Origin of the sequence: Zobellella maritima (assembly GCF_003075035.1) — a bacterium.
In the GTDB taxonomy this organism is placed as follows: Bacteria; Pseudomonadota; Gammaproteobacteria; order Enterobacterales; family Aeromonadaceae; genus Oceanimonas; species Oceanimonas maritima.
In genome coordinates this window covers 66,428-88,606 of the sequence record NZ_QCZE01000007.1, presented here as the reverse complement: position 1 = coordinate 88,606, position 22,179 = coordinate 66,428, and the positions used below count along the sequence as shown (strand labels likewise).

The window sequence follows — 22,179 nt, the reverse complement described above, 5'->3', positions numbered from 1 at the left end:
AAGCCCGCCGGTCATGCGGGTATAGATAAAAAGAAACCCCCTTCTGGTAAAGAAGGGGGTTTTCATTGTTCGCAAGAGCCTGCAATCGCAGGCCTTTTTACTATCAGGAAGCGGATTGCTCCGGCTTTTCCTGTTTTTCCGGCACCACTGATACCGCCGGTTTGGCGATCAGCGAGCGGGTTTCTTCCACCGCCTCGGTCAGGATCACCTGGGTGAATTGACCCAGTTCGAAAATCGGCTCCTTGTCCAGGTAGACACGGCCGTCATCCCAGCTGCACTCCAGTCGATCCCGATTGGCCAGGATCAGCGACGAAGGCATAAAGACCACGGCGCCGTTTTCCTGCAGGCGCAGCTTCACTCCACCGCGGCCGATATCGATGATCTCGGCCTCAAAGACCTTGGCTTCGGTGACCGCACCTTGCAGGTAACGCACATACAACCAGTCGGCGATATCCCGCTCGGCACGGCGATGCATGCGGCGTTGTTCGGACAGGTGGGTGGCCAGCTCGACAGTGGGGGCATGGCGGTCAACGGCCTGCTCGCTGAGGATGGCCTTGATTAGCCGGTGGTTGATGATGTCGCCGTATTTACGGATGGGTGAGGTCCAGGTGGCATAGGCGGTCAGTCCCAGACCGTAATGCGCGGCCGGGGTCACTCCCATGGCGGCGAACGACTGGTAGCGGCGGATACGGCTGTCCAGGTAGCTGGTTTCCCGGGCATCCAGCCAGCGGCGCAGGGCGCAGAAACCGTCCAGGGTTGCCAGGGTATCCGGGTCGAACGGGGCTTCATGAGCCTGCAGCAGCTCGATGAGTTGCTCCATTTTTTCACTGTCGAAGCCCGCATGCACATTAAAGATACCGGTGCCCGCATGTTCGGCCAGCCAGTTGCCGCACGCCAGGTTGGCGGCGATCATGGATTCTTCCACCATCTGGTTGGCGATGCGCCGCTGATCCACATGGATGGCCACCACATTGCTTGCCGTGTCCAGTTCGAAGCGATAATCGGGTCTGTCCTTGAACACGATGGCGTGTTCGGTGCGCCAGCGGCTGCGGGCCTCGGTGAAGGCGGCCAGTTCGCGCAGCTGCTCGGCAATGATCTCGGACTCGGGCTGCCAGTCTCCCTTTTGCTCCAGCCAGTCAGACACCTTGTCATAAGCCAGCTTGGCCTGGGAGCGGATGCGGGCGGCAAAGAACTCAACCTGCTCGGTGACCTGACCGTCGAAGGTGACATGCAGGCGGGCGCACAATGCCGGGCGTATTTCGCCGGCCTTGAGCGAACAGAGTTCGTCGGCCAGGGTACGCGGCAACATGGGGATATTGCGGCCGGGCAGGTAGACGGTGAAGGCGCGTTCGGCGGCAATCTTGTCCAGCTCGCTGTCATGGGCCACATAGGCGGTGGGATCGGCAATGGCCACGGTCAATTCCCAGCCGTTATCCAGCTTGCGGATGCCCAGGGCATCGTCCATATCCTGGGTGGATTCGCTGTCGATGGTGAACAGCGGCTGGTCGGTCAGATCCTGCCGGGGCAGGGTGTCTTCCAGTGTCTGCCACTGCTCCTGATCCTGGGGCGCCTGGTTGGCCAGGGCATTGCGTGCCAGCACCACCCACCAGGGGGCAATGGGATCGTCCACCCCGGCCACCAGTTCGACCACATCGGCAAAGAAGCCGTTGTCGTTCAGGGCGTGGCGCTTGAGCTCGGCGACTACCCAGTCACCGTCCTTGAGGCTTTTTTCGTCCAGCCCCTTCTTGGCACGGGCCTTGATGGCATCCTTGATCAGCGGATGATCGGGCACTATGTTGAGCCGGTCCCGGAACCATTTCACCCGGGCCACAAAACGGGTTATCCCCTGCTCGATCAGGCTGTCGGGTTCAGCCACTTCCTTTTCATTTTCGGTACGTACCAGGGCGGTGACCCGATCGCCGTGCAACACCTTCTTCATGTAGGGAGGCGGAATAAAGATGCTTTCTTTCTCGCTCACCTCGAGGAAACCAAAGCCTCTGGCGGTGGCCTTGATGGTCCCTTCCTTGGTGGGAATGGACTCGCGGATTTGTTGCTTGAGCTGAGCCAGCAGGGGGTTGTTTTGAAACATATGCGAAAACCTGTCGAAATATCGGCCTGACTATACGGATTTCATCCGCCAAAGCCAAGGAAACCTTGACCCGGTAGCGGTTGTCTTGTGGTCGATCCGGCATGCCTGCCAGGGCAGGAAGCGGGCGGTTGCCACCGATATGAAAGGGAGTTGTCGTCGGTATGGCGGGGGCGCTGAGCCTGGTGCGTCGAGTCATGGGGTCCTGCGGTGAGCACCGCAGGACCCGGCAGGTTTACAGCAATTCGGGCACCGACTGGCTCAGTTCCGCCGGCCATACGCCGCACTGTACCTGGCCGATGTGGGAAAGCTGCAGCAGTAACATGGCCAGGCGGGATTGGCCGATGCCGCCGCCGATGGTCTGGGGCAGGCGCCCGGCCAGCAGTTGCTGGTGCCATTCCTGGGTTGCCCTGTCTTCGCTGCCGGTCAGTGCCAGCTGGCGGGTCAGCGCCTGCTGATCGACCCGGATCCCCATGGAGGAAATTTCGAAGGCATCTTCCAGTACCGGGTTCCAGACCAGGATATCGCCGTTCAGGCCGGCCAGGCCGTCCTTGCCCTCGCTGGACCAGTCGTCGTAGTCGGGCGCACGCACGTCGTGGCGATCCCCGTGGCTGAGCTGACCACCAATACCCATCAGGAATACGGCACCCAATTCCTTGGTGATGGCACGTTCCCGGCCCTTGGCATCGAGCTCGGGGTAACGGGCCAGCAGCTCCTCTGCATGCAGGATATGGATCTGCTCGGGCAGGAAGGGCGTGAACGCGAATTCGGCGGCGGCGGCCTGTTCGGTACGTTTGATGGCGCCGTAAATACGCTGCACCGTCTGTACCAGGAAGTCGGCATGGCGTTCGGCGGGGGACATGACCTGCTCCCAGTCCCACTGATCTACGTAGACGGAGTGGATGGGACTGAGCCGGTCTTCATCCGGGCGCAGGGCCTTCATATGAGTGTAGATGCCTTCACCCGGCTCAAAGCCGAAGCGGCCCAGGGTATGGCGTTTCCACTTGGCCAGGGAATGTACCACTTCGAAGCTGGCTTCCGGCAACGCCTTGACCTTGACCTGTACCGCTTTTTCATGGCCGGACAGGTTGTCTTGCATGCCATCTCCCAGGCGGCTCAGGATCGGAGCCTGTACCTCGAGCAGATTGAGTTGCTGGGCCAACTGACCGGAAAAATACTCTTTTACAAAACGGATTTGACGCTGGCGCACAACATAACTTTGTTTCATCTGACTCACCTGGGTTGCTATATCTTTTGCAGGATAATCAGTTATGTCTGATGGGATTTCAATAATCATTGGCAGAAAAAGGGATTGTGTTTTATTTTCTATAAAAATTAGCCTTTATTTTAACGGATTGTTGAATTTAGATGGAAAAAACAGACTTTCATTATCGGATCGATAATCTCGATAAATCCATCCTGATGGCGCTGATGGATAATGCCCGGGTGCCCTATGCGGAACTGGCCAAACGTTTCGAGGTGAGTCCGGGCACCATTCATGTGCGGGTCGAGAAGATGAAACAGGCGGGGGTGATAGAAGGCACTCGGGTACAGGTCAACTCCAAGAAGCTGGGGTACGACGTTTGCTGTTTTATCGGCATCATCCTGAAAAGCGCGCGGGACTATCCACAGGCACTGGCCAAGCTGGAGCAGCTGGAAGAAGTGGTCGAGGCCTACTATACCACCGGGCACTACAACATCTTTATCAAGGTGATGACCCGCTCCATCGATGAGCTGCAACGGGTGTTGATCAACCGTTTACAGCCCATCGACGAGATCCAGTCCACCGAGACGCTGATCTCCCTGCAGCAGCCTATCGACCGGGATGTCACCCCCTGACCGGGCTTCAAGCCCCGCTTCAGTAGGCCATCAGGCAGGTTTTAAGCTGTTTGTTTAAAAAGCGCATGACCTGCTGACGGGTGACGATGCCGATGACCTTTTTACCCTGTACCACGGGATACAGCTTGGGTTTGGGGCCTCCCATCATGCGCGCCAGCTCAAATACATCGGTATCCGGGGTGACGGTCAGGGGAGTGGAGCGCATCAGATCACTGACCTTGGCGCGGTTGTCGCAGTAGTAATTGGCATTGATCAGTTTGGGGATGCAGTCCTGTTCCGACAGGAAGCCGACAATATGTCGCTGTACATCCACCACTGGCAAGCCGCTCAATCCCGACTCCAGCATTCGATCCAGGGCTTCCGATATGGACATATCCACTGTCAGCATGGGCAGGCTATGTCGCATGATTTCGTTTACTTGTGCCATTGCCATTCTCCTTAAATGCTTGATAAACCGAGTGTGGCAGTCTTTATATGCATTATCCAATAGGCCTTGCCTGCTGGATTGATAGCCTTCGCCTCGGCCTGTATTGAGCATAGAACATGGGGCCGCGACTGGAGCGCGACCTGGCTCATTTACGGCGGAGTGGGCCTGTGGAGACGGGCCGCTGGCCGAACGACTGTCTGTTTTTTGATACAGTTTAAGTGTTTGATTTTTAATGAAATTAAACCAGCCTCTGTTTTTTATGATACTCAACTGATACAGCTTGTATAAGTGTCATGTCAGCCTGTTTTATAAAGTATTGAAAATAATGGATAAAAAATATCGGTCCGGAATTTGCGTGTGTTATGGCTGTCTGATACTGCTTTAGCACCACTGAGCGGCTATCGGGCCCGTGCAAGGACGCACATTCTGTACTTTTTTAGACCGGTCTACCCCCGACCGGTTTTTTTTGTCCGATAGCCAGCCGCTTTGATATCCTGCCTGTCTGCCGGGTTGCTAAGTAGGTGTATGATGTCGAGAGCGGTGAGGGGCCTGGCTCCGCGTTCTTTATTGCAGTTGGTATTGATGGCCTTCCTGCTGGTGCTATTACCCTTGATCTTGCTGGTGTACCAGAACAGCCGCAGCCTGGAGCAGGTGATAGGACTGGCCCAGGACGGTATCGAAGGGGCGGTCAGGGATACCCGCCGGGCATCGGACATGAACGATCTGGCCCTGGATATGGAACGTACCATAAGACGATATGCTGTCCTGGAGGATCCGGAGCTGAGGCTGTCTTACCTGCGCCTACTCGAACGCTATCGCAGCGCCCTCGATGGCCAGCTGGTTGCCGTCGATGCGGGCACACTGACCACAAGTCTACCTCGGCTCCTGATTGAACTGGTTGACCTGGCTCAGGCCGATGGGGCACAAATCCGTCAACGGGCGGCGATATTTGATCAATTTAATGCCCTGACATTGCAACTTGATCAGCTGACCCGGGAGCAGGTGGATGTGCGCATCCAGCAGGTGCGTCAGCATGTGCTGCAGCTGCGTCGGCAATTATGGTGGTTAAGCACGGCACTGGGAGGCGCCAGCCTGTTGCTGGTACTGTTGTTTACCTACCTGATTATCCGGCCGGTGCGTCAGCTTGAACGCTGTATATTAAGCCTGGGGGCAGGAATTGAGCCTGATGACAGGCCGATCCGAGGGCCGGCCGAGTTGGTGGCCCTGGGAGAACGGTTGCAATGGTTACACCTGCGTTTACGCGAGTTGGAGGCTCAGAAACTGCAGTTTCTGCGCCATCTTTCCCACGAGTTGAAAACGCCCCTGGCCAGTTTGCGTGAGGGCGCGGATCTCCTGCTTGAACGGGTGACGGGTCCGCTCACCCCCGAACAGGAGGAAATTTGTGATTTGCTGGTTCATAACAGCTTCCGCCTGCAGGGCCTTATCGAGCAGCTGCTCGATTACAATCGGGTGCAGCAGGTTCAGGTGTTCAAGCAAAGGGTCGATGTGCGCCCCCTGCTGGAGCAAAGTCTGAATGCCCATCGCCTGACCATAGAAGGCAAGGGCATGCAGGTGCAACTGGAGGTGGAGGACGCCGAGCCGATCGCAGATGCGCACCGGCTTAAGCTGGTATTGGATAACCTTATCTCCAATGCGGTAAATTATGGTGACCGGGGGGGGCTGATCCAGATACGGGCGGTTCAGGCCGGCGACTCGTACACTTTGAGCGTTGCCAATAGCGGACAGCCGATCCCGGAACAGGATAAAGCGCGCATTTTCGAGCCTTTTGTACAGGGCAGCCAGGAACGTAAAGGGGTATTGAAAGGCTCGGGTATCGGCCTGAGTATTGCCAGGGAGGCGGCCATAAGTATGGCGGGAACACTCCGTCTCAATGATGACAGCGGGCTGGTCTGCTTCGAACTCAACCTGCCTGCAAGTACAGACATAGACAAGGACAAGATTGATGAATAAACACTGGCTTCTTTGCCTGTCGGCGCTGTTGCTGTCTGCCTGCTCATCTCCCGTCTGGAAGACAGCTCCTGACGCATCGGCCCCGGCCGCCGCCGGGGCATCGGCCATAACGCATGATGAATTGCTGAGCTGGCTAAGCTATGCCGACAAGGTGCTGCACAGTAACGACGCCGAGCGCAAGCGCAGCATTCAGAGCCTGCGACGGCAGGACAACAACAATGAACTGCAGCTGGCACTTTGGCTCAGTCATCCCAAGGCCGAGCCGGGCCAGCGCCAGCAGGCACAACAGTTGTTAAGCCGGAATATGCCGGTCATCAGCCCCAGCCTCAAACAGTTCTTTGCCGTTTATCAAGGATATAATCAAGAGATGTTGGCGTTGAATGAACTGGCCGAGCAGCGGCAGGCGCAGGTCGAGAGCCTGAGCAGCAAGCTGAAGGAACTGGCCACCATCGACGAACAAATCAGCGAGCGCAAATATCAGGGGCCTGGCCAGCCATGAAGCGTAAAGCCAAGGTACTGCTGGTGGATGACGACACCAGCCTGCTGAAACTGCTGGGTCTAAGGCTCAGGAGCGAGGGCTTTGAGGTGTACTCTGCCGAGTCGGGGCCGCTGGCGTTGGAGCAGCTGGAAAAAGACCGTCCGGATTTGGTGCTGAGTGATTTGAAGATGGACGGCATGGACGGCCTGGCCCTGTTCGATCGCATCCAGGCCCAGTATGTGGGCTTGCCGGTGATTATCATGACCGCCCATGGCTCTATTACCGATGCGGTCACCGCCACCCGCTCGGGGGTATTTGGTTTCCTGACCAAGCCTATCGACAAGGAATCCCTGCGCAAGACCATCAATGAAGCCCTGTCCGTGTCACTGCCAGCCCATGAGGCGGACTGGCAGACGCGGATCATGACCCGTAGCCCGCTCATGGAAGGGGTACTGGAGCAGGCCAGGCGTATCGCCCCGCTGGATATCAGTGTGCTGCTCACCGGACCTTCCGGGGCGGGCAAGAAGCTGATGGCCCAGGTTATCCATGATGCCAGCCCGAGGCGGGACTACCCCTTCATGGTCCTCAATTGTGCTGCCTTGACCGAACAATTGCTGGAATCCGAATTGTTCGGTCATGTTAAAGGGGCGTTCCATGGTGCAGTGTCCGACCATCCAGGCCTGTTCCAGTCGGCCCAGGGAGGCACCCTGTTGCTGGATGATATCGGCGATCTGCCCCCGGCGCTGCAGGTTAAGCTGTTGCGAACCCTGGAACAGCAGCAGGTGCGGCCGCTGGGCAGCCGCCGCGATGTCGCCATAGATGTGCGCATCCTATCGGCGGCCAGCCGGGATCTGGTCACCGCCATGGAGCAAGGTCGATTCCGGGAAGACCTGTTCTACCGCCTGAATGTATTCAATCTGCCAATGCCGGCACTCGAGGAACGGCCGGAGGATATTCCCCTGCTGGCCCGTCACTTCCTGGATCAAATCAGGCAGCGGCAGCCGGTTCAGGTGACCGGGTTCGCGCCGGAAGCGCTGGCATTGCTGGCCGCGGCGGCCTGGCCGGGCAATGTGCAGCAGCTGCGCAATACGGTAGAACAGGCGGTGGCCCTGGCCTCGGCGCCGGTGATCGGCCCCCAGCTGCTGGAGTCCATCCTGTCCGGTGGCGGGAACCATTTCCCTACCTTCAACGAAGCCAGGGCCGATTTCGAGCGGGTGTACCTCCACAAGGTGTTGCGGATGACCGACGGCAACGTAACCCAGGCCGCGGCGCTGGCCGGACGCAACCGGACCGACTTCTACAAGCTGCTCAACCGGCATGGCCTCGAGGCCAGCAGCTATAAAGATAAGCCCGAACAGTGAAAGATTTTTGGGTGTGCTGCGCTCTATAACAAGGAACCCCTACTTATGGATCCCGCATGCTGATAAAAATCTCCAAATCCTCCACCATCGGTGAGCATCAGGTCACCCCGGAAGCGGTCTATCAACAACGCCGGCAACTTATCAAGGGCCTGGGACTGGGCCTGGGGGCCGCGGCCCTGAGTGGTTCGGCAAACGCCAGCCTGTTTGGCCTGTTCGATGACAAAGACGACGCGGCCGGGCCGGCAACCACCAGGCCGCTCGAATTCAGTCGTCCCGCCGGTTACCGGCCGGAGTTACCCCTGACTACCGAAAAGGTAGCGACCAGTTACAACAATTTCTATGAGTTCGGCACCGACAAGTCGGATCCAGCCCGCCATGCCCAGCAATTTAAGTCCCGTCCCTGGACCCTGGCCATTGAGGGTGAAGTGAACAAACCCCAGACCCTGGATGTATGGGCCTGGCTTGAGCGGCAACAGCTGGAGGAGCGAATATACCGCCATCGCTGTGTTGAAGCCTGGTCCATGGTGATCCCCTGGCTGGGGGTACCACTGGCCGACATCATCAGGGCGGCCGAGCCGACCTCCAGGGCCAGATATGTGGCCTTTGAAACCCTCTATGATCCGGAACAGATGCGCGGCCAGGCTTCCCGCTATGTTGGCGGTGGCATCGATTATCCCTATGTGGAAGGTTTGCGCCTGGATGAGGCGCTGCATCCCCTGGCCTTGCTCACCGTGGGTATGTACGGCAAGACGCTGCCGCCGCAAAACGGCGCCCCCGTGCGCCTGGTATTGCCCTGGAAATACGGTTTCAAGGGTATCAAGTCGATAGTCCGTATCCGCCTGACCGAGCAGCAACCCCCGACGACCTGGAACCTGCTGGCCCGTCACGAGTATGGCTTTTATGCCAATGTTAATCCGACGGTGGATCACCCCAGATGGAGCCAGGCCAGCGAGCGGGTGATCGGCGAAGGCGGCCTGTTCGGCAGCGAGCGCCAGCCCACCCTGATGTTTAATGGCTATCAGCAAGAGGTCGCCGACCTGTATAGGGGTATGGATCTGAGGAAGTGGTTTTGATCCGGCTGACTTCGCGCCGGCTGCTCTGGCTGAAGGGCGTCCTGCACCTGCTGGCGGCCCTGCCGCTGCTCTGGCTGGTATGGGCCGTCAATGCCGGTCGCTTGAGTGCTGATCCCGTGCCCGAGCTGCTGCAGTTTCTTGGCCTGTGGGCGCTGCGCTTGCTGCTGCTGACCCTGTGTATCTCTCCCCTGGCGAAAATGCTGAAAAACGGCGCCCTGATCCGGGTCAGGCGATTGGTCGGACTCTGGTGTTTCGTCTACGCCAGCCTGCACCTGGGAGTCTGGCTGCTACTGGATCTGCAGCTGGCCTGGGGGTTGATCGGCGGGGAGATCCTCAAGCGTGGTTTTATCACCCTGGGGATGCTGTCATGGGTTGTCCTGCTGCTGCTGGCGGCCACCTCAACCCAGGGCTGGCAACGGCGTCTGGGTCGCCGCTGGCAGCGGCTGCATAACGGCATCTACCTGGTGGCTCTGCTGATCCCCATCCACTTCTGGTGGTCGGTCAAATCCGGCTGGATCGAACCGTTTCTGTACCTGGCCGTCAGCCTGGCGCTGCTGTGGTGGCGGCGGGATAAACTGCTGCGCCTGGTGCACGGTTTTTACAAAGCGCGTCCGGTTTAGGCTACACTGGCGTCCGTTGATTGAATCCGCCATGAGGACATTATGGACGACCAGCTGTGGGCCCTGTGCTATCTCGACGAGGGCGTGGCCCTTTCCGTTATCAGCCGTAAAGAAACCCGTTGTCAGTGGCTGAAGGGAGAAGACCAGGCCCGACAATATGTGCTGCAGGACTATCTGCATTATGTCGCCGAACTGGGCGAGCTGGAGCCGGAACAAACCGTCGCCGCCGGGGAGCGCTTCGCCCTGCTGATGGAGCAGTATCCGGAGCCGGAGGTGCTGGTGGAATACCTCAATGATCTCACCGCCGGCCTGACCCGCATCATCTGGTTCGGCCCCCTCTATGCCCTGGCCGAAGACTCCAGCGATTTCGCCCTGGCGCTGCGGGAGCATTACTGGCAGGAATACGGCGAGGGCGACGAAGACCCGGCCCTGCCGGTGCCGGAAGAGGACTGGCCCTACCTGGTGGAAGCCATGGACGAGTTCCTGCTGAACGGGGATTACTGATCCCGCACCCTCTTATGGCCTTACAAGCGATTCCATTTGCTAACAGGAGGGCAAGGGGCGGCGTTTCACCGACCGTCACATGCCAGGGAGGGCATGTGCCGAGCTCCACAAGGAGGTGCTTGCAGCGTGTCGGTGGAGCGCTTGCTTTGGCCGACGTGTATGACCCCTTCAGACGATTCAGGCCGCTGTCAGCATGATCCTCTATATCGCCGAAAAACCCAGCCTGGGCCGGGCCCTGGCCGATGTTCTGCCGAAACCGCACCAAAAGGGTGAGGGTTTTATCCGGGTCGCCAATGGTGACGTGGTCAGCTGGTGTATCGGCCACTTGCTCGAGCAGGCCCAGCCCGATGCCTACGATCCCGCCTATAAACAGTGGCGGCTGGAGCACCTGCCGATCAGCCCCCGGGAATGGAAGCTGGAGCCCAAGGCGAAGACCCGCGGCCAGCTGGGGGTGTTGCGCAAGCTGCTGAAAGAGGCGCAGCGCATTGTCCATGTGGGAGATCCGGACCGCGAGGGGCAGCTGCTGGTGGATGAAGTGATTAACTTCTGTGCTGTGCCGGCCGCCAAGCGGGAGCAGGTGCAGCGCTGCCTGATCAGTGACCTGAACCCCGGCGCGGTCAGCAAGGCCCTTAGCCGGCTGCGCAGCAACCGGGAATTTGCTCCCCTGTCGGTATCGGCCCTGGCCCGTTCCCGGGCCGACTGGCTGTATGGCATCAATATGAGCCGATTGTGCACCATTCAGGGGCAGAAAATGGGCTACCAGGGGGTGCTGTCGGTGGGGCGGGTGCAAACCCCTGTGCTGGGCCTGGTGGTGCGCCGCGATCTGGAGATCGAGTCGTTTCAGGCCAAGCCCTACTATGAGGTGGATGCCCTGTTGCAGACCGAGGGGGATGAGCAGTTCCGCGCCCGCTGGCAGCCGAGCGAAGCCTGTCAGCCCTGGCAGGATGAAGAGGGGCGGGTGCTGTCCCGGGCGCTGGCGGAAAATGTGCTCAAGCGTATTGCCGGCCAACCGGGTCGGGTACGGTCGCTTGCCAACAAGCGCAAGCAACAGGCGGCCCCGCTGCCTTACAACCTTTCGACATTGCAGATCGATGCCGCCCGCCGATACGGCCTGAGCGCCAAGCAGGTGTTGGACAGCTGCCAGAGCCTGTATGAACGGCACAAGCTGATCACCTACCCCCGCTCTGATTGCCGCTACCTGCCGGAAGAGCATTTCAGCCAGGCGCCGGCCGTGACTACTGCCATTGCCCGCGTGTGTCCGGCCCTGGCACCGGCGGTGGCTGACGCAGACCTCGCATTGCGCAGCAAGGCCTGGAACGACAACAAAGTCGAAGCCCATCACGCCATCATCCCGACCGGGAAAAAAACAGATAGCGGCCGGCTGTCGGCGACCGAACTCAATATCTATCAGCTGATCGCGCGCCAGTACCTGGCCCAGTTCTATCCGGCCTGGGAATACCAGGATCAACAGGTCGATGTGGAGATTGCCGGCGGCCTCTTTATCGCTCGGGCCCGGCAACAGCTCAACAAGGGCTGGAAGCGGTTATTTGAAAACCATGAGCGCGGCAAGCAGGAAGAAACACCGGAACTGCCCAGCCGGCTGCCCAGGCTGACCAAGGACGAAACCTTGCTGTGCCTGCGGGGGGAGTTACTGGACAAGCTGACCCAGGCTCCCAAGTATTTCACCGATGCCACCCTGCTGGCGGCCATGACCGGCATCGCCCGCTTTGTGCATGACCCCGAGGTCAAAAAAATCCTCAGGGATACGGATGGCCTGGGCACAGAAGCCACCCGCGCCGGTATTATCGAGCTGTTGTTCAAGCGCCAGTTTCTGCTTCGCCAAGGCAAACAGATCCGGGCCTCAGAGGCCGGAAAAAAGCTGATTGCCAGCCTGCCGGATGCGGCCACTACCCCGGATATGACCGCCCGCTGGGAGGCCCAGCTGGACGCCATCAGCCGTAAGCAGGCCAGCTACCAGGGCTTTATGACAGCTCTGGAAGACACCCTTCCCGAGTTGATGCGACAGGTGGATCCTGCCTCCTTCCGTGGTCTGCAGGGGGGCGTCAAACCCAAGGCATTTCGTAAACGCAGGACGCGCAAAGCCGTTGCCGGGCCCAAATAACGGCCATCGGGGTCGTCAGGCCGTGACAGGTCCGGCTCGTTACCCCGACGGCAATGCTATGCTTAGGCTTTGATTCGAGTGAATCACCCCCTCTTATTCAGCGCAGCGGATGGATATCGGCCATGGACAAGATTCGACTGTTGTTCGCCCTCTTTTCCATGTTCCTTGGCGGCTGCAACCTGACCAGCGATGCCCAGTACCAGACCGCCTATGAGGCCGAACTTCAGGGCGATGATACCAGGGCGTTTCGTTATTATCTCAGGGCGGCCGAGAACAACGGCTACCCGGAGGCCCAGTATTCCGTTGCCAATATGTATCTCGAGGGCAGGGGAACCCGGCAGGATACGGGGCAGGCAATCAGCTGGTTCAAGCGGGTGGCGGATGGCGGGGATCCGGTCTGGAGCCCGCTGGGTCACCTGCAGCTGGGCAGCATCTATCGTGGGGACTACGGTGAACGGTACCGGGACCGTGAGCAGGCGGCAGAGCACTATCGGGCCTGTGCCGAGCAGGGGGATGAAGAGTGTGCCCGGTTACTGACCTTGCTGGGCCGCCCGCCCTCGTTGTCCCCCCCCGCCGTATCGCCGGCCATTCCTGCCCTCGGAGGTGAGCCTCCTGCCGGTTCGGAAGCCGTTGAACTGTACGCCCGTCGTGAACCCAGCGTGTACAAGATAGTGGTCTACGAGCGGCTCGGCGCCGGCCTTGAGCCCATCAGCCTGGGCTCTGCCATTGCCATCGATCCCTACCGCGCAGTCACCAACTACCACCTGGTCAAGGCCGGAGGGGTCCCCGTCAGTATCAATACCCGGGGTGAATACGTCCGGGAAGGGGACGTGCTGGTATGGCGGGTGGTCAAGACGGATCCCAGGCGCGACCTCGCCCTGCTGGAACTGATAGAGTCCAACCGGCAGCTGGAGTTCACCGATGCCATCAAGCCGTTCAGCCAGGTTAGGGTCGGCGAGAAGGTGTTTGCCATCGGTTCCCCGGCAGGGCTTGAGAAAACCCTGACCGAAGGCATTGTCTCCGCGTTGAGGAATGAGCGCGGGGTTCGGCTGATCCAGACCACGGCCCCCATTACCTATGGCTCATCGGGTGGCGCCCTGTTCGATGCCGAGGGGCAGCTGATCGGCGTCACCACCAAGGGAATACAGGCGGGGGGCAACTTTAACTTCGCCATTGCGGTGGACGAGGTGCAGGCGTTCCTGGCGGAGTAGGTGATATCAATCTGATAACTGTCCCGGCAGATTGCCAATTCTCGCTACAGAGTATAAATCGGCCAAAGGGCCCGCGCACCGACTCGCTATGGATACATCCATATACGCTCTCTGTTTCGTCCCTGAAACAGAAGGTCGGTGGAGCAGATCGCTTCGTCCTCCTTGATGTACCGATATTGCCTGTTTGTGCTATCCACAGCCAAATCAGGTGTTAACAAGAGGCAACAGGGATTGTTTCTAGCGACCGCCAGATATGGCGAGATGCTTAATTAGGTGGTCTCAAACCGCAGCTGCCCGTCCCAGTCCCTGTGGTTGAACACCTGACCCTTGGCCCTGACTTCGGCCAGGGCGTCCAGATCCAGTTCGGCCACCACCCACTGGGCTTGTTCGGGCTCGCCCATGGTCAGCACGCCGTCGTCCGGATAGCCGTAGTCCACCGGGGTATAGATGGCGGCCCGACCGGTATTGACGTCCACCGCTTCCGACCAGGGGGCCGTCCCTATGGTCGGAGACTGGGCCACGAAACATTGGTTTTCCAGTGCCCTGGCCTGGCAACCGATACGTACCCGGTTGAAGCCTGCCTGGGTGTCGGTACAGCTCGGCACCAGGATCAGGTTGGCGCCGGCCTCGACCTGGCGGCGGGCCAGCAGGGGAAATTCGCTGTCATAGCAGATGGCCACGCCTACCTTGCCGAAGGCGGTATCCAGCACCTTGAGCTCGGTACCCGCGTCGATCTGCCATTGTTCGTTCTCGAAGCGCGTCATCTGCAGCTTGTCCTGCCAGTCGTCACTGCCGTCGGGACGGAACAGGTAGGCACGGTTGCGGTAGCTCTGGTCTGGCTGGCGAACCGGGAAGGTACCGGCCAGTATGTGCAGCTTGTATTGCCGGGCAAGGGCGCCGAACAGGGTCTTGAAATCAGCCAGCAGGTCCTGCATGGCCTCCAGCTGGCCATGGAGTGAGCGGTAGACCGGTTCTTCAAACAGGGAAGCCAGTTCCATGCTGAAGTATTCCGGAAACAGCAGGAAGTTGGCGTCCCGCTCGACCGCCTCCGCCACCAGGCGGCGGATCTTGCGTTCATAGGCGGTCCAGTCCGGCAGGAAATCGATCTGGTACTGGGCACAGGCCAGACGAAGGGGAGGAGTCATGATGCGGTGTCCAGTCGTTTAAGATAAAACTGCATGGCCTTGTCGGTCTCTGACGGCTGATCGATATCCTTCCAGCCGAAGTGGGTGCTGAGGCCGGGTTCGGGCCGATAACCGAAGTGCCGCCAGATCGGCTCCAGGGGTTGGTAGCCGGCGGGGCGTAACGGGTGGTCGGCCGACCGCTCAACGGCGCAGAATGCCGAGTAAGCAAGGCCGCCCAGCCGGCGGGCGTGGGCCTCGCGTCCGTCGAAGAAAGCCCGGTAGATGCCCTGACCCCGATAGGCGGCCAACAGCACGGACTCTGCGCAGTAGAAGACGCGCTCGACCGCCATTCCCTGCGCGATAAAGGGACGCTGAAAGGCCTCCATCTCATGACACAGCGGCAGCCCGGTAGAGGCCCCGACCAGTTGCTCGCCATCGAGCGCCAGCACGCAGACGCTGGTCTCGGTGCGGGTATAGGTGCTCAGGTACTCGGCTTCGTAGTCCAGGCTACCGTCATAGAGGTAGGGAAAGTCGCGGAACACCCGGATACGCAGCCCGGCCAGCCGTTCCAGCCAGGGCGTCAGACCCTGGCCGGTAACCGTAAGGAGTTGTACGGAGCTGCTCATCAGGCGCTGACCTGGGCTACCCAGTCGTTGAGATTGTAGTAGTTGCTGATACGGGCAACCTTGTTGTCGCGCAGCTCGAAGAAGGCACCGGCAGGCAGTCGGTATTGCTGGCCGCGTGCCTCGGGCAGGCCTTCATCGGTCACCAGGTATTCGCCCAGAACCACAAATTCGGCGGCGGCCCGGGTGCCATCCGCATTGGCCATGATCTGGATGTCGACCAGGCGCTCCCGGTAGTTGCGGTTCATGCGTTCCATAAAGGCCGCGAAGGCGGCCTTGCCGACCTCTCGTCCACCCTGGTTGATGTCGTGCTGCACATCATCGGTCAGCAGATTGAGAAAGGTATCCATGTCGCCGTCGTTAAAGGCCTGGTAATAGTCGGCGATCAGCCGTTCGGTGTCTGCTCTGCTCATGGTGTTGTTTTCCTGGTCCTGAATCAGGGGATAATCTCGGCGAAACCACCGGAGTGGTCAAGCTGGTCTGTCTGCCCCGACCGGCAAATCACTTTTACACCCCGGCAAAAATAGGTGCGCCCGGAAGGTGCACGCCGCCAAGGGATGACTTAACCCGACCCGGCACTTGGGGTACACTGACGCGGCGTTTATTCAGGATACTCCATCATGTTGCTCACTCAGGCATCCCTTGCCCCCTACAATACCTTTGGTCTGACCCAAACCGCCGACAGGCTGGTGGTGGTGGAGCAAAGGGAACAATTATTCAGCCTGTGGCAAGCGCGACAGGATGAACCCTTGTTGATCCTGGGGGAGGGCTCCAATCTGCTGCTTACCGCGCCATTCCATGGCCTGGTGCTGGTCAACCGGCTCAAGGGCATAGCGGTGACGGAAACGAACGATGCCTGGCTGCTCAAGGTTGAAGGGGGAGAAATTTGGCACCAGCTGGTGTGCTGGACCCTGGAGCAGCAGATGCCCGGACTGGAAAACCTGGCATTGATCCCCGGTACCGTCGGCGCTTCACCGATCCAGAACATTGGTGCCTATGGTGTCGAGTTGGCCCAGTACTGCGAGCAGGTAGAGAGCCTTGACTGGCATACGGGGGAGCTGGTGCACTGGTCCGCCGCCGATTGTGTGTTTGGCTACCGGGACAGCGTATTCAAGCACCAGGCCAAACACCATCTGATCCTGAGCGTGACCCTGCGGCTGCCCAAGAACTGGCAGCCCCGCACCGGCTATGGTCCGCTCGCGGAGCTGGGTGAGCAGGCCGCCCCCCGGCAGATTTTCGAACAAGTATGCGCGACCCGTAGGTCCAAGTTGCCTGACCCCAAGGTGCTGGGCAATGCCGGCAGCTTTTTCAAAAACCCCAAGGTCAGCCTGGCTCAGGCGCACGCCTTGCAGGCCGCCTGGCCCGGTATGCCGGTGTTTCCGGCCGAGCCCGGCCTGGCCAAGCTGGCCGCCGGTTGGCTGATCGACAAGGCCGGGCTGAAAGGCACTCGGGTGGGGAGTGCAGGTGTCCACAGCCAACAGGCGCTGGTACTGGTCAACCATGGCGGCGCCACCGCCGAGCAGTTGATCCGTCTGGCCGAGCTGGTGCGCGAGCGGGTCGAGCAGCAGTTCGGCGTGCGTCTGGAGCCGGAAGTGCGCATCCTGGATGATAAGGGGGAAACCAACCTGGACGAGGTACTGTCATGTCTGTCCTGACCCCGCTGCGGGAAGCGCTGCTCAGCCAACTGGCCGACGGCCAGTTTCATTCCGGAGAGCAGCTGGGCGAACGGCTTGCCATCAGTCGGGCTGCGGTCAGCAAGCATGTACAGGCGCTGAAGGCGCTGGGCCTGGATATCTACAGTGTTAGCGGCAGGGGCTATCGGCTGTCGGTACCACTGCAGTTACTGGATCCCGAACGCCTGGCCCGGGCACTGGCGCCGGGTCGGGTGGAATGTGTCCCGGTGATCGGTTCGACCAATCAGTACTGGATGGAGTCAATCGAGCGTCTCGACAAGGGTGATGTCTGCCTGGCCGAATGCCAGACCGCCGGGCGTGGCCGGAGAGGCCGCACCTGGATATCCCCCTTTGGCGGCCAGCTGATCATGAGCATGTACTGGCGCATGGATCAGGGCATGGCGGCAGCCATGGGCCTGAGCCTGGTGGTGGGTATCGCCGTGGTCGAGGCCCTGGCGGCGGAAGGCTTTACCGGTGTGCAGCTAAAGTGGCCCAATGATTTATATCTGAACGGACGCAAACTGGCGGGCATACTGGTGGAAATGTCCGGGACCGCCGGTGGTCCCTGCCATCTGGTGATCGGCATGGGGCTCAATCTGGTGCTGCCCCGTGAGCAGCAGCAACGCATCGATCAGCCCTGGGCCGAACTGGCCGAGCTGGCCCCGGTGACCGATCGTAACCGCCTGGTGGTGACCCTGGTCCGCTATTTACAGGAGTATCTGACCCGTTTCGAGGCCAACGGCATAGCGGACTTTCGGGAGCAGTGGAACCGGCTGGACTATTTCAACGGCAAACCGGTGCGGGTATTGATGGGCGAGCAGGAAATTCATGGTATCGCCAGGGGTATCGAGGAGCAGGGAGCCCTGTTGCTGGAATTGGAGAGCGGGGAAATCAGACGTTTCCTGGGAGGGGAAATCTCACTGCGCGGCAACACTGGGGATTTGTGACTCGGGATTCGGGACTGGGTCAGTCCCGAATCCCCCATCCCGGATTTACTTCTTCAGCCAGATCTTTTCCACCCCATGGTCCCGGCCCTTGGTCAGGATTAGCTCGGCCCTGTCTTTGGTGGGTAAAATATTTTGTTTCAGGTTCTTGTAGTTGATTTCCTGCCAGATACGGCTGCCGACGGCCACCGCTTCTTCCTCGGACAGCTGGGCGTAGTGCTTGAAGTAGGAATCGGGATCGGTAAAGGCCCCGGAGCGCAGCTTGAGGAAGCGCTCCACGTACCAGGTTTTCAACAGCCGTTCATCTGCATCCACGAAGATTGAAAAATCAACAAAGTCAGAGACGAATACCCGGTGGGGCTCATGGGGATAATCCATGCCGCTCTGCAGCACGTTCAGCCCCTCGATAATCACGATATCCGGTAGCTCCACCACGGTTTCCCGATCCGGCACTATGTCGTAGAACAGGTGGGAATAGACGGGAGCCGTCACCCTTGGCTTGCCGGATTTGATCTCGGACACGAACTGGACCAGGCGGCGAATATCATAGGACTGGGGGAACCCCTTCTTCTGCATTAGTCCCCGTTGCTCCAGTACCGCATTGGGATAGAGGAAGCCGTCTGTGGTCACCAGGGCAACCTTGGGGTGCTGTGGCCAGCGCTCAAGCAAGGCCTGCAGAATACGCGCCGTGGTACTCTTGCCCACGGCCACCGAGCCGGCGATGCTGATTACATAGGGGACATGATGGGGATCTTTGCCCAGGAATTGATCCAGTACCCTGTTACGCCTTTGTTTGGCCTTGATATAGAGGTTCAGCAGGCGGGAGAGGGGCAGATAAATGTCCCTGACTTCATCCAGTGATACTTTATCGTTCATGCCCTGCAGGCGTTTGAGCTCAATTTCCGTCAATGGTAATTGCACCGCATCACGCAGCTCTGACCAGGTTTCACGGGAAAAGGCCAGATAGGGCGAGTTGTTATCTATCTTCATGGGCGAGTCCTGTATTAGCCCGAGGACGATACACCATGGTTGAATGATGAACAAGACAGGCTTGTCGGCACCTTAATGAATTTTTGAGGATTTACGGTCACAACAACAGTGCCGTGCGTTTGAGACGGGGGACATATGGCCCGGCGAACTATCCGGAGTGACCGTTATTGGCGGTTTTTTGCACGAACAGGCCGGCGAAATAAAAAACTTGAACCAAAGGTGTTGCATCCACCCAAGTCCTTGCCCTAGAATTCGCCTCGCTCTTGTGCCGGCATAGCTCAGTTGGTAGAGCAACTGACTTGTAATCAGTAGGTCGAGGGTTCGACTCCTTCTGCCGGCACCATGAAAATTTGGAGGGGTTCCCGAGTGGCCAAAGGGATCAGACTGTAAATCTGACGGCTCAGCCTTCGCTGGTTCGAATCCAGCTCCCTCCACCAAATTTACAGGCAGGTTATCTGACCTTCCTGGAATAAAGCGGTTTGACGGTTGTTCAAAGTAAAGAGTTTTGCGGGCATCGTATAATGGCTATTACCTCAGCCTTCCAAGCTGATGATGCGGGTTCGATTCCCGCTGCCCGCTCCAGATGCTGATATAGCTCAGTCGGTAGAGCGCACCCTTGGTAAGGGTGAGGTCCCCAGTTCGAATCTGGGTATCAGCACCACTTCTTTACCCCGGCACCCTCAAGCCTTTTTTGTTATATACTTCCTACTTGCGATTCGCGTGGTATAGCTCACCACCAAACCAGTTAGAGGGACGAGCATGTCTAAAGAAAAATTTGAACGTAACAAACCGCACGTTAACGTTGGTACCATCGGCCACGTTGACCACGGTAAGACGACACTGACCGCTGCCATCACCAACGTCCTGGCTAAGCAGTTTGGTGGCGCCGCCCGCGCTTTCGACCAGATCGACAACGCCCCTGAAGAAAAGGCCCGTGGTATCACCATCGCCGCTTCTCACGTTGAGTACGACACCGAAACCCGTCACTACGCTCACGTTGACTGCCCTGGCCACGCCGACTATGTGAAAAACATGATCACCGGTGCTGCCCAGATGGATGGTGCCATCCTGGTTGTTGCCGCTACCGACGGCCCCATGCCGCAAACCCGTGAGCACATCCTGCTGGCCCGCCAGGTAGGTGTACCTTACATCGTTGTGTTCATGAACAAGTGTGACATGGTTGACGATGAAGAGCTGCTCGAGCTGGTTGAGATGGAAGTGCGCGAACTGCTGTCCGAGTACGACTTCCCGGGCGACGACATCCCTGTTATCCAGGGTTCCGCGCTGAAAGGCCTGGAAGGCGATCCCGAGTGGGAGCCGAAGATCATTGAGCTGGCTGCAGCCCTGGACTCCTACATCCCTGAGCCCGAGCGTGCCGTTGACGGTGCCTTCCTGCTGCCTATCGAAGACGTGTTCTCCATCCAGGGCCGTGGTACCGTTGTTACCGGTCGTGTTGAGCGCGGTATCATCAAGGTAGGTGAAGAAGTTGCCATCGTGGGCATCAAAGAAACCACCAAGACCACCTGTACCGGTGTTGAAATGTTCCGCAAGCTGCTGGACGAAGGTCGTGCCGGTGAGAACGTAGGTGTTCTGCTGCGTGGTACCAAGCGTGAAGACGTTGAGCGTGGTCAGGTTCTGGCCAAGCCGGGTTCCATCACCCCGCACACCGGTTTCGAATCCGAAGTATACGTACTGTCCAAGGAAGAAGGCGGCCGTCATACTCCGTTCTTCAAAGGCTACCGTCCTCAGTTCTACTTCCGTACCACTGACGTGACCGGTACCATCGAACTGCCGGAAGGCGTTGAAATGGTTATGCCTGGCGACAACATCAAGATGGTGGTCAACCTGATTGCTCCCATCGCGATGGAAGAAGGTCTGCGCTTCGCTATCCGTGAAGGTGGCCGTACCGTTGGTGCCGGCGTAGTAGCCAAAATCATCGACTAATTGCGCTTACAATCGCATCAGAAAGCCCCTATAATAGGGGCTTTCTTGTATTAGGGGCGTAGTTCCAATTGGTAGAACGGCGGTCTCCAAAACCGACGGTTGGGGGTTCGAGTCCCTCCGCCCCTGCCATCCACCTCGCCAACAGCGGGGCTTTTGCGTCTGTAACAGACTTAAGTTTTTAAACAGGTAGCTTATGAGTGCAAACACCGAGAGCCAGGGCGGGGCCAAAGATTCCCTGTTATGGGGTCTGGTTTTCATTGTTCTGGCCGCAGCCGTGGTAGCCAATTATCTTTACAGTGATCTCGCCGTCTTTATCCGTGCTGCTGGGGTAGTGGTGGCGGTTGCCGTTGCAGGCTTCCTTGCCTATCAAACCCAAAAAGGCAAAAGCTCTTTCGCCTTTGCCCGTGAATCCCGCATGGAAATGCGCAAGGTGGTCTGGCCGACCCGACAGGAAGCCATTCAAACTACCCTGATCGTGCTGGCTGTCACCGCGTTGGTGGGCCTGTTCCTGTTTTTGCTGGATGGCCTGCTGGTATGGCTGGTCAATCTGGTTACTGGAGTATAAGGATAAACCATGTCTGAACAAAGAATGCGTTGGTATGTGGTCCAGGCGTTTTCCGGTTATGAGTCCCGCGTAGCCAAGTCCCTGCGCGAGCATATCAAGATGCACGGCATGGAAGATCAGTTTGGCGAAGTGCTGGTACCCACCGAAGAAGTGGTGGAAATGCGTGCCGGACAAAAACGCAAGAGCGAACGCAAGTTTTTCCCCGGCTACGTGCTGGTGCAGATGCTGATGAACGATGACACCTGGCATCTGGTCCGCAGCATCCCCCGGGTAATGGGCTTTATCGGCGGTACCTCCGACCGTCCGGCACCCATTTCCGATAAAGAAGCCGATGCTATCCTCAATCGCTTGCAAGATGCGGTCGACAAGCCGAAACCCAAGACCCTGTTCGAGCCGGGTGAGGTGGTGCGGGTCTCTGATGGGCCCTTTGCCGACTTCAACGGCGTGGTTGAAGAGGTGGACTACGAGAAGAGCCGGGTCAAGGTATCCGTGCTGATCTTCGGTCGTTCCACCCCGGTCGAGCTGGAGTTTGGACAGGTAGAAAAGAGCTGAGCGAATTTCACTCATCATCTCTTGCGAAGGGCGGCAAAAATCACTACAATTTGCCGCCCTTTTAACTTTGGG

At 58.8% G+C, this 22,179-nt stretch carries 21 protein-coding genes and 5 tRNA genes; 19 read left to right on the top strand and 7 right to left on the bottom strand.

Annotated elements, in window-relative coordinates:
• Positions 1–103: 103 nt before the first annotated feature.
• Together DCS96_RS17785 and asnA are read right to left on the bottom strand one after the other, a co-directional pair.
• Positions 104–2,089 carry an exoribonuclease II gene (locus DCS96_RS17785; RefSeq protein WP_116475754.1) on the bottom strand — a complete coding sequence of 662 codons (1,986 nt, stop codon included), beginning with the start codon at positions 2,087–2,089 and terminating at the stop codon, positions 104–106.
• A 232-nt stretch (positions 2,090–2,321) separates the two neighbouring features.
• The gene (gene asnA / locus DCS96_RS17780) at positions 2,322–3,314 is read right to left on the bottom strand and encodes an aspartate--ammonia ligase (protein WP_116475753.1); all 993 of its coding nucleotides are present in this window, start codon (positions 3,312–3,314) and stop codon (positions 2,322–2,324) included.
• Between the two features lie 140 nt (positions 3,315–3,454).
• Between asnA and asnC the strand changes: the two genes are divergently transcribed.
• Positions 3,455–3,925 (top strand): transcriptional regulator AsnC, encoded by a 471-nt coding sequence (gene asnC / locus DCS96_RS17775; RefSeq protein WP_116475752.1) that lies wholly within the window; start codon positions 3,455–3,457, stop codon positions 3,923–3,925.
• 19 nt (positions 3,926–3,944) lie between these two features.
• Here the strand turns inward: asnC and DCS96_RS17770 are convergent, their stop codons facing one another.
• On the bottom strand, positions 3,945–4,352 hold the full coding sequence (locus DCS96_RS17770; protein ID WP_116475751.1) for a CBS domain-containing protein: 408 nt from the start codon (positions 4,350–4,352) through the stop codon (positions 3,945–3,947).
• Between the two features lie 540 nt (positions 4,353–4,892).
• On the opposite strand from DCS96_RS17770, the gene DCS96_RS17765 reads away from it, so the two are divergent.
• The 8 genes from DCS96_RS17765 to DCS96_RS17730 all read left to right on the top strand — a co-directional run bounded on the left by DCS96_RS17765 (position 4,893) and on the right by DCS96_RS17730 (position 13,692).
• Positions 4,893–6,323 (top strand): sensor histidine kinase, encoded by a 1,431-nt coding sequence (locus DCS96_RS17765; protein ID WP_198650127.1) that lies wholly within the window; start codon positions 4,893–4,895, stop codon positions 6,321–6,323.
• A complete protein-coding gene (locus DCS96_RS17760; RefSeq protein WP_116475749.1) occupies positions 6,316–6,822 on the top strand; it encodes a hypothetical protein in 507 nt (168 codons plus the stop codon). The genes DCS96_RS17765 and DCS96_RS17760 overlap by 8 nt, the downstream gene beginning before the upstream one ends.
• Positions 6,819–8,162 (top strand): sigma 54-interacting transcriptional regulator, encoded by a 1,344-nt coding sequence (locus DCS96_RS17755; protein ID WP_116475748.1) that lies wholly within the window; start codon positions 6,819–6,821, stop codon positions 8,160–8,162. The genes DCS96_RS17760 and DCS96_RS17755 overlap by 4 nt, the downstream gene beginning before the upstream one ends.
• 56 nt (positions 8,163–8,218) lie before the next feature.
• Positions 8,219–9,235 (top strand): protein-methionine-sulfoxide reductase catalytic subunit MsrP, encoded by a 1,017-nt coding sequence (gene msrP / locus DCS96_RS17750; RefSeq protein ID WP_116475747.1) that lies wholly within the window; start codon positions 8,219–8,221, stop codon positions 9,233–9,235.
• The gene (gene msrQ, locus DCS96_RS17745) at positions 9,235–9,855 is read left to right on the top strand and encodes a protein-methionine-sulfoxide reductase heme-binding subunit MsrQ (RefSeq protein WP_116475776.1); all 621 of its coding nucleotides are present in this window, start codon (positions 9,235–9,237) and stop codon (positions 9,853–9,855) included. Before msrP ends, msrQ begins: the two co-directional genes overlap by 1 nt.
• Before the next feature lie 42 nt (positions 9,856–9,897).
• Positions 9,898–10,359 carry a hypothetical protein gene (locus tag DCS96_RS17740; RefSeq protein WP_116475746.1) on the top strand — a complete coding sequence of 154 codons (462 nt, stop codon included), beginning with the start codon at positions 9,898–9,900 and terminating at the stop codon, positions 10,357–10,359.
• Positions 10,360–10,552: 193 nt separating this feature from the next.
• Positions 10,553–12,481, top strand: coding sequence for a DNA topoisomerase III (locus DCS96_RS17735; protein ID WP_116475745.1), 1,929 nt, complete (start codon positions 10,553–10,555; stop codon positions 12,479–12,481).
• Positions 12,482–12,603: 122 nt separating this feature from the next.
• A complete protein-coding gene (locus DCS96_RS17730) occupies positions 12,604–13,692 on the top strand; it encodes a trypsin-like peptidase domain-containing protein (RefSeq protein WP_198650125.1) in 1,089 nt (362 codons plus the stop codon).
• Between the two features lie 269 nt (positions 13,693–13,961).
• Here the strand turns inward: DCS96_RS17730 and DCS96_RS17725 are convergent, their stop codons facing one another.
• Genes DCS96_RS17725 through DCS96_RS17715 form a run of 3 tightly spaced genes read right to left on the bottom strand, consistent with a single transcriptional unit; the run spans position 13,962 to position 15,852 of the window.
• A complete protein-coding gene (locus DCS96_RS17725; RefSeq protein ID WP_116475743.1) occupies positions 13,962–14,837 on the bottom strand; it encodes a carbon-nitrogen hydrolase family protein in 876 nt (291 codons plus the stop codon).
• Complete coding sequence (locus DCS96_RS17720; RefSeq protein ID WP_116475742.1) at positions 14,834–15,442, bottom strand: GNAT family N-acetyltransferase; 609 nt, start codon at positions 15,440–15,442, stop codon at positions 14,834–14,836. Before DCS96_RS17720 ends, DCS96_RS17725 begins: the two co-directional genes overlap by 4 nt.
• Positions 15,442–15,852, bottom strand: a complete 411-nt coding sequence (locus tag DCS96_RS17715; RefSeq protein ID WP_116475741.1) for a ketosteroid isomerase-related protein — start codon at positions 15,850–15,852, stop codon at positions 15,442–15,444. The genes DCS96_RS17720 and DCS96_RS17715 overlap by 1 nt, the downstream gene beginning before the upstream one ends.
• Positions 15,853–16,056: 204 nt before the next feature.
• Between DCS96_RS17715 and murB the strand changes: the two genes are divergently transcribed.
• Together murB and birA are read left to right on the top strand one after the other, a co-directional pair.
• Complete coding sequence (gene murB, locus DCS96_RS17710; RefSeq protein WP_408646020.1) at positions 16,057–17,094, top strand: UDP-N-acetylmuramate dehydrogenase; 1,038 nt, start codon at positions 16,057–16,059, stop codon at positions 17,092–17,094.
• Entirely contained in the window at positions 17,082–18,059 is a 978-nt protein-coding gene (gene birA / locus DCS96_RS17705) for a bifunctional biotin--[acetyl-CoA-carboxylase] ligase/biotin operon repressor BirA (RefSeq protein WP_116475739.1), read from the top strand. Before murB ends, birA begins: the two co-directional genes overlap by 13 nt.
• A gap of 45 nt (positions 18,060–18,104) precedes the next feature.
• Here birA and coaA read toward each other — a convergent pair whose 3' ends face one another.
• On the bottom strand, positions 18,105–19,046 hold the full coding sequence (gene coaA, locus DCS96_RS17700) for a type I pantothenate kinase (RefSeq protein ID WP_116475738.1): 942 nt from the start codon (positions 19,044–19,046) through the stop codon (positions 18,105–18,107).
• Positions 19,047–19,313: 267 nt separating this feature from the next.
• Between coaA and DCS96_RS17695 the strand changes: the two genes are divergently transcribed.
• The 8 genes from DCS96_RS17695 (at position 19,314) to nusG (ending at position 22,107) form a co-directional block, all read left to right on the top strand.
• Positions 19,314–19,389, top strand: a tRNA-Thr gene (locus DCS96_RS17695).
• Positions 19,390–19,398: 9 nt separating this feature from the next.
• A tRNA-Tyr gene (locus tag DCS96_RS17690) sits at positions 19,399–19,483 on the top strand.
• A 70-nt stretch (positions 19,484–19,553) separates the two neighbouring features.
• A tRNA-Gly gene (locus DCS96_RS17685) sits at positions 19,554–19,628 on the top strand.
• A 3-nt stretch (positions 19,629–19,631) separates the two neighbouring features.
• Positions 19,632–19,707: transfer RNA gene (locus DCS96_RS17680), tRNA-Thr, on the top strand.
• A gap of 98 nt (positions 19,708–19,805) precedes the next feature.
• Positions 19,806–20,990 (top strand): elongation factor Tu, encoded by a 1,185-nt coding sequence (gene tuf, locus DCS96_RS17675; protein ID WP_116475737.1) that lies wholly within the window; start codon positions 19,806–19,808, stop codon positions 20,988–20,990.
• A 52-nt stretch (positions 20,991–21,042) separates the two neighbouring features.
• A tRNA-Trp gene (locus DCS96_RS17670) sits at positions 21,043–21,119 on the top strand.
• A 64-nt stretch (positions 21,120–21,183) separates the two neighbouring features.
• Positions 21,184–21,555 (top strand): preprotein translocase subunit SecE, encoded by a 372-nt coding sequence (gene secE / locus DCS96_RS17665; protein ID WP_116475736.1) that lies wholly within the window; start codon positions 21,184–21,186, stop codon positions 21,553–21,555.
• A gap of 9 nt (positions 21,556–21,564) precedes the next feature.
• On the top strand, positions 21,565–22,107 hold the full coding sequence (gene nusG / locus DCS96_RS17660; RefSeq protein WP_116475735.1) for a transcription termination/antitermination protein NusG: 543 nt from the start codon (positions 21,565–21,567) through the stop codon (positions 22,105–22,107).
• Positions 22,108–22,179 lie beyond the last annotated feature (72 nt).

Bases quoted from the DNA above. Each gene is read 5' to 3' on its own strand.
- DCS96_RS17785 (WP_116475754.1), bottom strand. From the start codon at position 2,089: ATGTTTCAAAACAACCCCCTGCTGGCTCAGCTCAAGCAACAAATCCGC.
- asnA (WP_116475753.1), bottom strand. From the start codon at position 3,314: ATGAAACAAAGTTATGTTGTGCGCCAGCGTCAAATCCGTTTTGTAAAA.
- asnC (WP_116475752.1), top strand. From the start codon at position 3,455: ATGGAAAAAACAGACTTTCATTATCGGATCGATAATCTCGATAAATCC.
- DCS96_RS17770 (WP_116475751.1), bottom strand. From the start codon at position 4,352: ATGGCACAAGTAAACGAAATCATGCGACATAGCCTGCCCATGCTGACA.
- DCS96_RS17760 (WP_116475749.1), top strand. From the start codon at position 6,316: ATGAATAAACACTGGCTTCTTTGCCTGTCGGCGCTGTTGCTGTCTGCC.
- DCS96_RS17755 (WP_116475748.1), top strand. From the start codon at position 6,819: ATGAAGCGTAAAGCCAAGGTACTGCTGGTGGATGACGACACCAGCCTG.
- msrP (WP_116475747.1), top strand. From the start codon at position 8,219: ATGCTGATAAAAATCTCCAAATCCTCCACCATCGGTGAGCATCAGGTC.
- DCS96_RS17740 (WP_116475746.1), top strand. From the start codon at position 9,898: ATGGACGACCAGCTGTGGGCCCTGTGCTATCTCGACGAGGGCGTGGCC.
- DCS96_RS17735 (WP_116475745.1), top strand. From the start codon at position 10,553: ATGATCCTCTATATCGCCGAAAAACCCAGCCTGGGCCGGGCCCTGGCC.
- DCS96_RS17730 (WP_198650125.1), top strand. From the start codon at position 12,604: ATGGACAAGATTCGACTGTTGTTCGCCCTCTTTTCCATGTTCCTTGGC.
- DCS96_RS17725 (WP_116475743.1), bottom strand. From the start codon at position 14,837: ATGACTCCTCCCCTTCGTCTGGCCTGTGCCCAGTACCAGATCGATTTC.
- DCS96_RS17720 (WP_116475742.1), bottom strand. From the start codon at position 15,442: ATGAGCAGCTCCGTACAACTCCTTACGGTTACCGGCCAGGGTCTGACG.
- DCS96_RS17715 (WP_116475741.1), bottom strand. From the start codon at position 15,852: ATGAGCAGAGCAGACACCGAACGGCTGATCGCCGACTATTACCAGGCC.
- birA (WP_116475739.1), top strand. From the start codon at position 17,082: ATGTCTGTCCTGACCCCGCTGCGGGAAGCGCTGCTCAGCCAACTGGCC.
- coaA (WP_116475738.1), bottom strand. From the start codon at position 19,046: ATGAAGATAGATAACAACTCGCCCTATCTGGCCTTTTCCCGTGAAACC.
- tuf (WP_116475737.1), top strand. From the start codon at position 19,806: ATGTCTAAAGAAAAATTTGAACGTAACAAACCGCACGTTAACGTTGGT.
- secE (WP_116475736.1), top strand. From the start codon at position 21,184: ATGAGTGCAAACACCGAGAGCCAGGGCGGGGCCAAAGATTCCCTGTTA.
- nusG (WP_116475735.1), top strand. From the start codon at position 21,565: ATGTCTGAACAAAGAATGCGTTGGTATGTGGTCCAGGCGTTTTCCGGT.